The sequence below is a fragment of the Pseudomonas sp. D1-36 genome (assembly GCF_051132205.1).
GTDB lineage: Bacteria > Pseudomonadota > Gammaproteobacteria > Pseudomonadales > Pseudomonadaceae > Aquipseudomonas.
This window is the reverse complement of sequence record NZ_CP071674.1, coordinates 2,340,265-2,353,364: the sequence shown is the minus strand read 5'-3', so window position 1 is coordinate 2,353,364 and position 13,100 is coordinate 2,340,265. Positions and strand designations below refer to the sequence as shown.

The following is a 13,100-nucleotide window of genomic DNA, read 5'->3' as shown; positions in this document are numbered from 1 at the left end:
GTCGGCAGCCCTAGCAATCCATTGCCGCTCCGGCCACGGAATCAACGATGACTCAATTTTCCGTTGGCTACCGCGCCGACCATCGATAGCTTTGCCGGGTTTGTAGGCCTGTTGTTCATCGCCAAGGCTGGATTAGGTATGCACCTCGGCGCCTACGTCCAGCCTCGTCAGACGGATTGAATTAAAAGCCCTCCAAGTACTCAGTAACTCCTCACCGGGAGAAATAACGATGCCCTCAGCCATGCTGTACATCATCGATTACGAAATACATGGAGTGCCGAAGTCTTTCATCATTCGCTTAGACATCATGAATAACGCTGAGGCATGGCATTGGGCGAGTTGCGATGCGGGCGTGGGCCGGATTCCGAAGTTCGGTCGAGAAAAGGTCAGGCGTGTCAGTAAGCCCCTCGCGGAGCGTTTAGGCATTTCCAATGTTCGCTGGCGCTTGTCGGGCGCAGAACCTTTCAAGCCCGCGGCCTACGTCCCACCAAGGTATTAGCTCCTTCATGAAGAGGGTGGTCCTTAAGCTGATTCGCGACCGCCCTCCACCATAAAGCGTCCGGTATCTGAAAGACCTTCTGACTCCTTTGTCGACGCAACGGAAGGGGGATACCGAAGGATTGCGGCCGCATAAATGGTCGATGCTGAGCGGCTTCATGACGATGATCTGCCATGATGATCCTAGTCTCGTATTACATCATTCAGAGCTAAGGGTCTCTGACTTAGCGGTGCATACAAAACACTGTTTAATTGTCAGCATCGTCTCGATGCGGGCAGAAGCACTTCCCCTACCCGCCCAAGCCCCTAAACAAATGCTTGAGCTACTCGATTGGTGCTTTTTCAAGTTAACGAACTCAGCGAGTCAGGCAGGAAGAGTACTCCTCCTGGTCCCCAAAACAGGCGGTCCACTCAAAATCTACGCTTTAATCGTGCAATTTGCTCGGCTAGTTAAGCTTAACAACGGTAGGCACGGTAAGCCGGGTAAACACATACAGCAGCACACCCACTGAAACAAGTGCCCCGCCTCGCAGCCAAGTGCCCATGTTTTGCTGACTCAGCAATACGAGGCAAGACAGGATCGCCAGCCAGGGTACCCAGGTGGGAACCTGAAAATGTTCTTCTGCAACCTTGTCCTTGCGTAACACCAGCACGGCCACGTTGGTGCTGAGGAACTCGAACAGTAAAAGCAGCACCACGGTTTGCGCCAAGGTCGCCAACGTTCCTGTCAGCGTCAGTGCGATGGCGACGAGCGTCGTGGCAATAATGGCCGCCCATGGTGTGCGCCTGTGCGGCAGGACCCGTCCCAGGACATCTGGCAACAGCCCCAGATTTGCCATCCCATAGGTGAGTCGACTGGCCATGATCATGGTCAGCAGCGCTCCGTTGGCCACCGCGATGAGCGCGATAAAGGCGAACAGGCGAGGCGAAATGTCGAGCCCGGAAGCCCGAACCACCTCGAGTAATGGAGCTGAGGTCGCGAGCAGTTTCTCCGTTGGCAATACTGAGGACGCGGCGACCCCAACAGCCATGTAAACCACCCCTGCGGTAATCAGCGCCGCGAACAACGCCCGTGGGTATACCTTGCGAACATCCTTGATCTCTTCCGCGAGATTGGCGGACGTCTCAAAACCCACGAACGAATAGAACGCGAGCAACGCCGCGCCCAACACCGCCAGCATCGGACTGACCCCAGGCTTTAATTTTAGCGCCCTTGCCAGTTCAGCTTCGCCAGAACTGAAAAGTAACCCGCAGCAACGATGACCAACATCAGGCCTGACAGCTCGATCACGGTCATCACCAGGTTCGCCCCCAGAGACTCCTTGATCCCTCGCGCATTCAAAAGGGCGATGACCAGCAGGAAGATCAGCGCAGCAACGTGGGGTGATACCTCGATAAATGCGCCAAGATAGTCCCCTGCAAAAGCCAGCGAGAGACCGGCAGCGCTGGTCACCGCCGCGGCGAGCATGCAAAAACCGACCAGGAACGATATCAGCGGTGACTTGAAAGCCTTTTCGGCAAACACCGACGCCGCGCCCGCGTGAGGATATTTCGAGACCAGTTCGGCATACGAACCTGCCGTCAACATGGCGAAAAACAACACGATCAACAACGGCACCCAGATCGCCCCGCCTACCTCTCCGGCGATGGTACCCGCCAGCGCATAAACGGCAGCGCCCAGTACATCGCCAAGGATGAACAGAAACAGCATCGGCCCCGTCACGGCGCGGCGCAAAGAGGGTTTGGGTTGTGACCGGCTCACTGTCATTTGAGGCTCTGCCAGGGGGATTTTTTTCGCAAGATTCATCCGAGCGTCATGCCCTCGCATAACCTCTGAGGAGCGGAAAAATTCGCAGGGTAAAGGTTCACTTAATCGCCGATGGAGGTGGGACACAAGAGTGGATTAGCTCGCGAACCGCCAGTCTCAAAGTTCTCAAATCCTCAAGTGGCACAAGCGGCAGCGCTTTCGGTCGGCCAGTCACTTTGACGGTGCCACGCGGGTACGGGATTTAAACGCAAATGCTCGATAAAGAAGCCTCGGAATGCGCTCCGACTACTGCAAAGTAAGCGTAATGAAAGCAGGTGGTAGCGCCATGGCTTTGTCCGTTTGCACTCGAATCCATTTAAGGACGAGTCGGGCAATTACTGCCACATAAGTGGATGCCAACTTGATGTGCGTGATGTGAGCGATGCGTAGGCTGACTGCTTACGGTCAGTCTCGACGTTTAGCTCTTTGAGAACACCCTATAGCCGCGAAGACGCAGCCTGGTATCCAAAAGCCAGGATTGCCGGTGCCTAAGCCTACGGCAAGTAGCGAGATGCCTATTGGGAGCATGATGCGTTCTCCATAACCGAACAATCCATTCATAACTGATCTAAATTTAGCATAGGCCCATCGCAATAGTGGAAGAAACCGTCATTTTTGCAGGAACCATGAGACTCATCAGATCGCTAAGATGAGTAAAAAACGTAAATATCTCCCATGCAAGATGAGATGGCTGGACGGTTACTGTATTTTGCCCTAACGCCAACTTTGCTTTCCATTTGTTTGACAGGACGCTCGGGTTGCGGGTACTGAACTGCGACACCTTTGCGGTGTCTGCGGCAGCCAACCAGTCATCGCTGGTGCTTCTGATCGGGCGACGAGCAGCGATCAGCCTGCTGCATCCCATCGAAACTTCTAGCGCTCATGCTTCACCAGAGGCCAGCATTCAACTCTGTTTTTCCCCAACCGCTTGGCTGCGTAAAGCGCTGAGTCAGCCGCCTTCAAAAGAGAGCCTTGGTCCAACCCGCTGGTTTCTGTAGAAGCGACCCCGAACGAAGCAGTCACTGTGAATGTCTGACCGTGATCCGTAAGACTCAACCCTTCAAGAGATGCTCGTATGAGCTCAGCACGTGACGTAGCGCTCTCTGAGGGACATTCTGGAAGAATCACAATCAGTTCCTCTCCGCCAAATCGACATGCGATGTCTGACGACCTCAACGATCGCAAAAGCAAAGCGGAAACCGCACGAAGCACAGCGTCGCCTGCTGGATGGCCATAGGAGTCATTCAGATGTTTGAAGTTATCGAGGTCTAGCATGACGACACTCAGGGCTGACCCGTTGCGCTCAGAGCGCGCCAGCTCGCGCTTTAGCGCCTCGTCCATGAACCGCCGATTATACAGCCCTGTCAGCGGATCCTTGATGGACTGAGTCTCCAATACTTGGCGCATCCGGCCATTCGCCAACGCCAGAGCCGTTTGTTCCGCCACAGCCTCAGCAATCTGTAACCGCTCTTCGGACAGGTCCTGCAGTCCAACCTGACGGATATGCAACAGACCCAGAATCTCGCCATAAGCCATTAAGGGCAAACAGCAATCGGTCACTTGGTCGGTGCCCAACGCCGCTGGGTAATGGCGACAGGAAAGATCGTGGTGATGCTCGGTCAAATGCCATCGCCCTCGCCTGATTGCCCAACAATCCTTTGGGCTGAGCATGACATCAGCATTCTTCCCTTCAGCTTGGCCCCACGACGCCGCTTGCTGAAGGACATCCGCCGAATTGCGATAGAGAAAAAACTCCCCTTCACTCGCAGGTATTAATTGCTGACAGTACGTGCTCGCTAGTTGGAGCGTTTCCGTTTGAGTCAACTCCGTCTGCGCCAACCTCGCCATCTCAGCGAGAAGGCCTATCTCCCCGTTGCGCCGCTCCAACCGCTCCAGGCTCTGGCTGAGTTGATCGCTGACAAGGATGGCCGCTGCGGCGGACTCCGATTGACGTCGGATGCTACGTCGCATGGATGTATAGATAAAGCGACCCAAGCCCAAGGTCACGATAAAACTTATGATGGAAACCGCGACGGCCCAGCGGATGTTGCTCAAAAGTTGACGTTCGAGCGCTGCCAGTTCCTCTGCTTCGTCACTGATTAGTTCCGCACTGATGGTGCGCACCGTGTCCATCAGGGCTTTACCACCGCCAGCAGCAATCTCCGTCACTGCCGCGTCATTTCCGTGGGGGCTTACCAGCTTCACCACACGATCCAAATGCGCCATTTTCATTTCAGCGTGGCGGATGAATTCTTCAACGCGCCCAACCTCTTCCGCTGGATCGCCTTGATAGGATTCGCGCAGGCTCTTGAGGGCCGGAGGCAGTTGGGATATGGCGATATAGTATGGTTGTAGAAAGACTTCCTTTTCCGTCAACACGTAACCGCGCTCACCGGTCTCAGCATCCACCAACAAGCTCTGAACGTTGCGAATACGATCTATCTGGGCCTCGACAACGTTACGCTCCAGGCGCGTCTCATTTGTCCAGAACAACGTGGTGGGACTCACGGCCGCGGTGACGGCCATAACAATACTCGCGGCAGCGGTAGCGATGAGAAGGCTTGCTTTACGATCAGGCATTAACGATTACGCTCTTGGGGACCAATGATGTCGACATGCTAGAGAAAACGGCAGGAGGCAGAGGCAGTTAATAGGTTATGGCACCCAATAATAAGGCAACTAACCGCTATCGCCAGGTGTCGGTGAAGCTAGGAGATTGCGCTAAGAAGCTCCCATTGAATCCTTGAGGCACCACTCATCAGATTTAGACGCTGGACGAGATACTGCCTCGCTACGAGGTTAAAGGGCCGGGGCCAGCATGCGCTGTTCCACCCAAGGGGCGCCCCGCACGGCACAATCCCGAACTACCTTCTCGCAGACAAAACGGATTATAGGCAAATGAACGAGAGAAATCTGTGGCATTGGGCGGGACATGTGAGGGGGAACCCGGCTTGAGATCCCACCACCACCCCAATTATCGCGGTGCCTACTTTCGAGATCTCGATGGCAACATGCTGTGCGTCTGCTGTCATGACTCGTTGCCGACTGGTTCGTGGCACCACGGGCAAAAGCCTTTATAACCGTTGCGCCCGCCCTCCTACCACCTGAGTCAAATTGGCCGTCAGTAAGTCCGATAAAACAGCGACCTTGGGCAGCGCCTCACGGCTTTGTTGCAGGCAAGATTGATCGCTATCCCATCAGTTGCCGACTGGGGCAGTACTTCGACTAATGTTCCTTCGTCCAATTGCCGTTGGACCAACCAGGACGGCAACTGGACGATACCGCAGCCCGCCAACACCGCAACCACCAAGCCCTCGGCATCGCCCACCACCAGCGTTGGAGCCACCAGCATCCTGGCCGTTTCGCCCCTGTGGCGCCCGGCGAAATTCCAAGGGCTGACATTTCCATCCCGCCATCCGTAGGCGATGCACCGGTGCTGTTCCAGATCAAGGTCCGTCAGGGGCGTGCCATGCCTGGCGAGATGCGCAGGTGATGCGCAGAAAATATGCCATTCGCTACCCAGGTACCGATGCCCCCACCGTGTCCGGCCATACCTCTGCGCCGCCCAAACGGATAGCGATGTCCACATCTTCCTGTACGGCGTCGATGAAACTGTCGGAGAACGAAATGTGCGGGACCAATTGCGGGTATCGCTCCAGGCAGCGCAAGACGACAGGCAGTACCTGGGAACGGCCGAAAGCACCGGGAAGGTCGATCCGGCCCCTGCCACGGGGCTCGGCGTTTTCAGCCTGTAGCGACAGCTCGGCTTCTTCGAGGTCGGCAAGCACGCTTGTGCATGTGCGAAAAAGGGGCCCCTCTGCATCGGTAAGCGAAACACGTCGGGTCGTACGGTCGAGCAGTCGGACGCCGAGCCGGCTTTCCAGGCGAGCAACGCTTTTACTGATGGCAGAACCCGTGAGGCTCACCCGTTCAGCAGCAGCCTTGAAGCTGCCGGATTCAGCGACGCAGACGAATACATCGATGCCCTTCAATCGTTCGGAGGAAAACATGGACATCCTTGATTCATGACACGGTGACCAACATCGGTTATACCGTTGGGCCGTTTCTGGGGGCGGGCATGGCCAAGCTGGACATCAGCTTGCCATTCCTGTTATCCGGCATGCTGGGTGCCGGATTCTGTCTGGTCTATTTCGTCTGGGGCGACAGAGGCCTGACGGTCGTTGATGCGAGCCACAAACCTGTGCCTTTCCTGGCCGTAGGCAAGCTTTTGCTCCGGGATAACCGCTTAGTGTGCTTCACCCTCGGCGGTCTGCTCAGCGCGGTGGTCTTCGGCCAGTTCACGGCCTATCTCTCACAGTACCTGGTGGTCACGACACAGCAGAGTTCACCTATCGCACCATCAGCGCCATTGTCACGACCAATGCCCTGATGGTGATCAGCCTGCAATACGCCATTGGCCGAAGAGTCTCTCAACATCATCTGAACCTGTGGCTGGCGGCTGGGCTGAGTCTGTTCATCCTTGGGTTGGCCGGCTTTGCCCTGGCCGATACTCTCGTGCTCTGGGTGATTGCCATGGCGGTGTTCACGCTCGGAGAGATCATCGTCTTCCCCGCTGAATACATGTTCATCGACAACATCGCGCCCGACCACTTGCGAGGCATGTACTACGCTGCGCAAAATCTTGGCAACCTCGGCGCCGCCTTCGGACCGGTGCTGTGTGCCCTGGTATTGGCGACAACCGCCTCACTGCATCTTCTACATGCTCGCCCTCTTCATTGCTGCCGGTGGCGTGTTTTATTTCCTGGGGGCTTGGAGGCTGGTCGACTCGCCGGCCAAGACGTAACGCACGGCTTGTCACGGGCCGGTAAATAACGACCGGACGGGGCGCTAAAGAGAGCAAGACTGGCGGAGCGTATTGTGCCCGTTGGCCTCATGCTGGGTCCTCTCCAGGGGAAAGGCCATGACCGACACACAAACAGATGGTTGCTGCGGTGTGAATTGCCCGACACTCAGGAGCTGAGATTATTCCTGATGAGCAATGCCGCGGACGTCAAAGTCGTGTCGCCCGCACCCCTTCGCTGTCATGTCCGCGAGCAACTCGATACAGCGCTCCAGCCTGATGAACTCCTGCAACACCCGTTCATCGGCGCGTCGAATCATGTGGCGGGGTAATCCTAGGGAAACTCCGGGCGATAGGCGTCTTCGAGCAACAGCCGCCAGGCTTTCAGTTCATTTTCAAGTAGGTTTCACTCACGGGCGGTTGTCCTTTAAAGTTCGAGCCAGTGGTCCCACCCCGGATAAACTAGGGTGGCGCCAGGTGGTAAGCAAGGCTCAGCTCACTTACGCAAGAAGATCTTGCTTGATGAAGTTGCGCACCGGCCAGGTGCGTTTCCTCCTGTTCCAGGGCATGGCCGAAGCGCTTGGCAATCAGTGGATGGGCCCCCTTCTGAACCAGTTCGATCAGCAACTCCCAAGCGGCGTTGTCCTCTAGCTCGATTGTCGGGATCGCGCTCATCGATTGGGACACGGCCGTGCGTGGGGCGGTCAATACTTGCAGCACGCCCACGACCTTGACGCCCGCCACCATCCGAATCCATTTGCATTAAGCAAAAATTGCGTCCATAAACGTAAGCTCCAAAAAACTAAAAGGCGCTCCTCTCTTACTATTTAAAGACCGGATGACACGCGAGGACGATCATGAGAAATAACGCCATTATTTCCGCTTGGCATGAAGCCACCGACCGCACCAACGAGCTGTTTCGAGAGGCTGATCGTCTCAACGCGATCGCTTATGAACTGCTAACCCATGCCACAGATTCGCCTGAAGCCATGATCGCGTTTCAAAACGCGCGCGCAGCAGCTGATGCGAAATGCCTTGAAGGCAAAAAAGCCTGGGACCAGGCGAGGGCCGTATTTCGGAAGAAACACTGATCGCTAGTCGCGCGTCAATCGAACGCTCACCCATTTGTTAGGAGCTAAACCTTTGATCATGGTGCGGCTCGTAATCTTGCGTTTCGCTTTTAGAGAGGGAGGTGTGTATCTATGCAACTCGATAGCCACTGTCGGAATATTATCGTTATTGGGGCTTCCGCCGGTGGAGTCGAAGCATTAAGGAGTCTATTTCGCTCCTTACCCTCTGACTTGCCAGCGGCTTTTTTGGTAGTGCTACATATTCCTCCGCACTCGCCGAGTGAGCTAGGCAGGATACTTGCTCGTGAAACCAGCATGAAGGTCATTTCGGTCCAAGCCAATCAACCGCTCAAGACCTCAACCGTCTACGTCGCCAGCGCTGATCACCATCTGCTTGTGACGAAGGAGGGGGTCCGCCTTACTCGCGGACCGAAGGAATGCAGAGTTCGTCCGGCTATCGATGTACTCTTTCGCTCAGCGTCGGTGGCTTATGACTCCAGGGTGATCGGAGTGATACTGACCGGAGCGCTGGACGACGGAACAGCGGGACTTTGGGCGATAAAGGACAAAAACGGTACGGCACTCGTGCAGGATCCTTCTGAAGCTACTTATGATTCCATGCCCCGTAGTGCAATAGAGCACGTCGAAACAGACTTTGTAGGCACACTCACTGAGCTGGCGAATCAGATAGCAACGCGGGTTAGATTGCCGATCAAGCAACTGGCCACAAGATCCTTAAACGAGCGCCATCTGATCGAGACGAGCATCAGTGAAAATGGCAACGGCTTGGAAGCTGGCGTCATGAGTATAGGGAATATTTCAAGCTATACATGCCCCGATTGTCATGGAATTCTGGTGCAGATAGAAGAAGGATCGATTGTCAGGTTTCGCTGCCATACGGGCCATGCGTTTTCGATCAAGACCCTAATCGCTGAAATTAACGCCGCGATTGATACTGGGCTCTGGGATGCGCTCAGGGCGGTTGAAGAAAGAATTCTGCTGCTTCGTCAAATGGGCGACCTGGCAGAAGCGCAAGGTTCTAAGAAAGATGCCGAGCGTTCCCGTTCACAAGCCAAGGACGCAGAAGACCGCTTGAAGCCGCTCCGCGAACTTGTACTGGACCCAGACTTTTTTCGCACCAGCTGAGTGACCTAATCACGCCCTGCCGAAAAAATACTTAAAGAGATCGAGACTGCCGGATGATGATCCTAGCGGTGAAAAACGGCGCAAAAGCTCATGGGTTTGTGATTGGCCTAAGGTGTGCTGGAGCCATCACAGAGGAACAAGCCGATGTGATTCTGAGTCGGTTTGAACACGCAACAGAGAGCAGGCTCAGAGAGTTGACGCTTTACACTAAATAAAATTTTTCCTGAAGATTAAGAACCGTAGCGGCCACTCAAGCTTGAACGATTGCCTGCCCTACCCTTACGCTGGAGCCAACATCGTATGAGTGCATCCTGCGGAGGATTCGGCCGCTCGTCTGACCTAGCTACCGTATCCGTGATCTATTGTTTGGAGTGGAAAGCCTCTTAGGAGTGACGATGTTCGAAGGTTTCCAGCTAAAAATGATTGACTTGCCTGAGGCGACATTACGCGTTCGCTATGGTGGCTCGGGCCCGCCGTTATTGTTACTTCATGGGCACCCGCGTACGCACACGACTTGGCATAGGGTTGCACCGCTGCTCGCCAGTTCTTTTACGGTGGTCTGTCCCGATTTGAGAGGGTTCGGCAAGTCCAGCCGGCCTGCGACCCCCAATGATCACGAAGCTCATTCAAAGAGAGCGAAAGGACGAGACTGCGTTGCCCTCATGGATAGCCTTGGGTTCGATAAGTTTTACCTAGCGGGTCATGATCGAGGTAGCTACGCTGCTTTCCGCTCAGCGTTAGACCATCCGTCACGCGTGCTAAAACTGGCAATCCTAGACGGTGTGCCTATCTTGGAGGCTCTTGAGCGATGTGACGCGCGGTTCGCATCCAAATGGTGGCACTGGTTCTTCTATGCTCAGCCCGACAAGCCAGAGAGGGCAATCCTCGCGGATCCAAAGGGTTGGTATGGGGGTTGCTCAGAAACGATGGGACGGGAAAATTACGAGGATTTTCAGGCTGCGATTCACGATCATGAAACTATTATTGGAATGCTCGGTGACTATCGCGCGGGTATCGAGCTGGACTACCTGCATGATCGGGAAGACCGTGAGGCTGGTCGAAAACTTCAATGTCCGCTCCATGTTATTTGGTCGTTAAGGGATGACCTAGAGGACCTGTACGGCGATGTGGTTGCGGTTTGGGAGCCATGGGCAGAGCTGAAAGTCACCGGAGAAGGTATCGACTGCGGTCACCACATTGCTGAAGAAGCTCCGGTCGAGTTGGCTCGTGCACTGAAGGCGTTCTTCACCGAGCGATGACCATCGCGACGCCGTTAATGACCGCTTCGGTCTGGAAACAGCTCCGGGTGAATGTTGCATTTGGCCGATCGCTGTCTCTAGATCCTGCAATACTCGCTAGCGCGCACCGACCTTTGGTTTCTGTCCCTTACGCTGCTACGCTTTCGACTCCTTGATTGGAGTCGAGATAATGCCCACCGAATATTCCCTTTCTGATGTTCTTGAGCGGCTTTACCAAAATCAGCTCGCCTTGGAGGCCGCGGTGATGGAGCTGACCTTGAAGGTAGAAGACCAAGGTGCAGCGGAGATTGGTGCCAACGTCCGAGGTGCACTTCAGACCATCGGAGAGAATGCCGGACACATCAAGCAGGGCTTGGCTAAGCTGAGAACCCAGGGTCACTGATTTAACGGCCCACGCGATGGCGAGCTTGGCGGTTATCCTGCACAGCATAAAGGCTGGACTCGCCGAAGTGTCAGAACTCCCGCGCGCTGCGCGGCGACATCGTGAAGATACGGGCGCCCTCAATCTTTGGTTATGAAAAGCGGCGCACCTTGATAATCATGTCCGAAGCTACCTTATGCTTGGGCTTGGCCGCTCGAATAACCTTGTGCTGACCATCGGCCGTTGTTTGAACGAGCATGCCATCCCTGATTTCCATCACATTGAGTCCGGCCGCCAGCGTATTGATATAGGCAGCCTTAATCGCGCCTTTCGCCATGTCTGGAATTTTCTGTTCCAGCCGGCTCACCAGTTCATCACTTAACATCGGGTTGACGTCCATAACAAGCTCCGCATTTCTAGGCCAGCACGGAGCCAGCCATCATGTTATTGCTGCGTGTTCCGGGACAAGCACCGCCCGCTCCTAGAACGCACCGAAGACCTATTTGTTGACCGTCGATGCTACGCAGGCCTGTACGGAAGAATCCATCAATGCCCCCATCAAAGCCCGCCGTCTTCAGCAAGATCTAATGACTGAGGAATGGCAATTCTAGCCTCAGAGAGCGGCTTTCAGGGGCGACTGTTCGGTCATTTTGATTCAGCTTTTTCCCGCGATGATAACGACCCCAATCCGCTCTGCCAGATTGAGCACCGTGTCGAACACAGTCGAGTCGCCGGTCAAGCTGCGTGATGCCCCCTGCGGATGAAGTGCGCCGTCAGGAATCCGGTCACCAAAGAGCACCACCGCACGTGCCGAATCATCTTGTCGCGACACCCAAGACAGCCCTTGGGCATCTGGACACTGACGGTGTATTGCCTCGGCCCATTTGCGTGTCGCAGGATATTGATCTTTCTCGGTGTCGATCAATTGTTTGCGCGTGATGCCCAGTTTCCGCAGGGGCACGCTGGACAGATCAACCAGGTGCAGCGGTTGGCTAACCTGGACGGCAGAATGCACCTGTCCAGTTAGCTTGCCTTTGTCGAAGCTCTTAAACCCAGCCGTATGGGGAACGTCGTGGAAGACGGTCTCCATCAAGGCGCAATCGACTGTCGTGCCTCCATACAAGGTGGGAATCGCCCGCCCCTGATCATCCTGGATCGGGCTGAAGCGTGCGTTGCCGTGCACTCCAGGATTGAATTGATCAGGCTGATACTTATCCTGGTGCACACGGTGAAGCATATCGCCTTTGGCGATCACGGTGAAAGTGACGTGCAACGTAGCCGCAGGCACTGGGGTAACGGACGCCGCCAAATCCGTGGGAGGCGTCGCCCTACCCTCACTGGACTCGGTACGTTGCTTAGCCATGGACAATGCCTTGGATTTCATCCAGTGCTGCAGCAATCACCCGATCAGGCGCCAATGCCAACAGGTCCTGAGGCCTTTTGCCGCCCAGAAAACTGTTATCTGAGCGAAACCAGTAAGCCATCCCCCAGCTGTCCTTGTGGCCAGCGAAAGCCTCAATGATTTTGGCCAGTGCCTTGAACGGCCGATAGCCCGCGTCCGGGTCCAAGCCGTAGCCAGGGAAATAGTCGACCCCGCCGTGGCTGATGGCAAAGATCTGCCCCTGCTTTTTCCATTTGTTGGGCTGGGCACTCGGGTTTCTAGTACTCAACTGGGCCACCTGGGCGATGTCTGCGGCGGTCAGCCAATCACCGCTTTCCAACACCGCTTTGCGGGCTTGGACCAGCATTGCCGCTTCCTTGAGCAGGCGAGGCGAAGGCGGCTTACGCGTCACAAACACCTCGGCCAGTCGCTCCAGCGACTTCGGGTCCTGACGCTCCTGCAGCACCTCGTACATCGAAGAAGCCACATTGGCGAAGTTTTCCGCCAACGCCTCAAATACGCTGAGGTTGACCTGATCAAAAGACACGACCAGTACTCGGTCCGCATGCGAGCGGCTTAAGCTCGCCCGAGCCTCCTTAGGCGTACCGACCAAGGTGGAGACGCCCGACTGCTCTGTAACGCTCATGGAAATCTCCTCATCAGTTATCTACGCTATCCAATCCTAGCATATCTTTGATAACCCCAGCCCTAGCCTAGCCTCCATTCATCTGGATACATAGATAGGTTTGAGGGAGCGCGCCATGCCGTCGATCCGCA

Annotated in this window: 10 protein-coding genes and 3 pseudogenes; 6 read left to right on the top strand and 7 right to left on the bottom strand. The window is 55.4% G+C overall.

Features of this window, described 5'->3' with window-relative positions; translation table 11 throughout:
• Window positions 1-229 precede the first annotated feature (229 nt).
• The gene (locus tag J3P76_RS10670; protein ID WP_434559407.1) at window positions 230-499 is read left to right on the top strand and encodes a DUF6555 family protein; all 270 of its coding nucleotides are present in this window, start codon (window positions 230-232) and stop codon (window positions 497-499) included.
• Window positions 500-944: 445 nt separating this feature from the next.
• Here J3P76_RS10670 and J3P76_RS10665 read toward each other — a convergent pair.
• From J3P76_RS10665 to J3P76_RS10655, 3 genes and pseudogenes are all read right to left on the bottom strand, one after another.
• A pseudogene (locus J3P76_RS10665) lies at window positions 945-2,266 on the bottom strand (APC family permease).
• Window positions 2,267-3,178: 912 nt separating this feature from the next.
• Window positions 3,179-4,885: a sensor domain-containing diguanylate cyclase gene (locus tag J3P76_RS10660; RefSeq protein WP_434701896.1), complete on the bottom strand. Its 1,707-nt coding sequence runs from the start codon at window positions 4,883-4,885 to the stop codon at window positions 3,179-3,181.
• Window positions 4,886-5,379: 494 nt separating this feature from the next.
• Window positions 5,380-6,315 (bottom strand): annotated as a pseudogene (locus J3P76_RS10655) (LysR substrate-binding domain-containing protein).
• Window positions 6,316-6,335: 20 nt separating this feature from the next.
• On the opposite strand from J3P76_RS10655, the pseudogene J3P76_RS10650 reads away from it, so the two are divergent.
• Window positions 6,336-7,109 (top strand): annotated as a pseudogene (locus tag J3P76_RS10650) (MFS transporter); the annotation flags it as partial.
• Window positions 7,110-7,568: 459 nt separating this feature from the next.
• Here J3P76_RS10650 and J3P76_RS10645 read toward each other — a convergent pair.
• Window positions 7,569-7,850 carry a hypothetical protein gene (locus J3P76_RS10645; protein WP_434701895.1) on the bottom strand — a complete coding sequence of 94 codons (282 nt, stop codon included), beginning with the start codon at window positions 7,848-7,850 and terminating at the stop codon, window positions 7,569-7,571.
• A gap of 113 nt (window positions 7,851-7,963) precedes the next feature.
• Here J3P76_RS10645 and J3P76_RS10640 point away from each other — a divergent pair, with 113 nt between their 5' ends.
• From J3P76_RS10640 to J3P76_RS10625, 4 genes are all read left to right on the top strand, one after another.
• Window positions 7,964-8,197, top strand: coding sequence for a hypothetical protein (locus J3P76_RS10640; protein ID WP_434575618.1), 234 nt, complete (start codon window positions 7,964-7,966; stop codon window positions 8,195-8,197).
• Window positions 8,198-8,308: 111 nt separating this feature from the next.
• A complete protein-coding gene (locus J3P76_RS10635; RefSeq protein WP_434701894.1) occupies window positions 8,309-9,322 on the top strand; it encodes a chemotaxis protein CheB in 1,014 nt (337 codons plus the stop codon).
• A 395-nt stretch (window positions 9,323-9,717) separates the two neighbouring features.
• Window positions 9,718-10,581, top strand: a complete 864-nt coding sequence (locus J3P76_RS10630) for an alpha/beta fold hydrolase (protein WP_434701893.1) — start codon at window positions 9,718-9,720, stop codon at window positions 10,579-10,581.
• 169 nt (window positions 10,582-10,750) lie between these two features.
• Window positions 10,751-10,963, top strand: coding sequence for a hypothetical protein (locus J3P76_RS10625; protein WP_434701892.1), 213 nt, complete (start codon window positions 10,751-10,753; stop codon window positions 10,961-10,963).
• A 130-nt stretch (window positions 10,964-11,093) separates the two neighbouring features.
• On the opposite strand, the gene J3P76_RS10620 is transcribed toward J3P76_RS10625, so the two are convergent.
• From J3P76_RS10620 to J3P76_RS10610, 3 genes are all read right to left on the bottom strand, one after another.
• Window positions 11,094-11,342, bottom strand: a complete 249-nt coding sequence (locus tag J3P76_RS10620; RefSeq protein ID WP_434701891.1) for a hypothetical protein — start codon at window positions 11,340-11,342, stop codon at window positions 11,094-11,096.
• A 255-nt stretch (window positions 11,343-11,597) separates the two neighbouring features.
• A complete protein-coding gene (locus J3P76_RS10615; protein ID WP_434701890.1) occupies window positions 11,598-12,305 on the bottom strand; it encodes an RES family NAD+ phosphorylase in 708 nt (235 codons plus the stop codon).
• Window positions 12,298-12,969 (bottom strand): hypothetical protein, encoded by a 672-nt coding sequence (locus J3P76_RS10610; protein WP_434701889.1) that lies wholly within the window; start codon window positions 12,967-12,969, stop codon window positions 12,298-12,300. The genes J3P76_RS10615 and J3P76_RS10610 overlap by 8 nt, the downstream gene beginning before the upstream one ends.
• Between the last annotated feature and the right edge of the window lie 131 nt (window positions 12,970-13,100).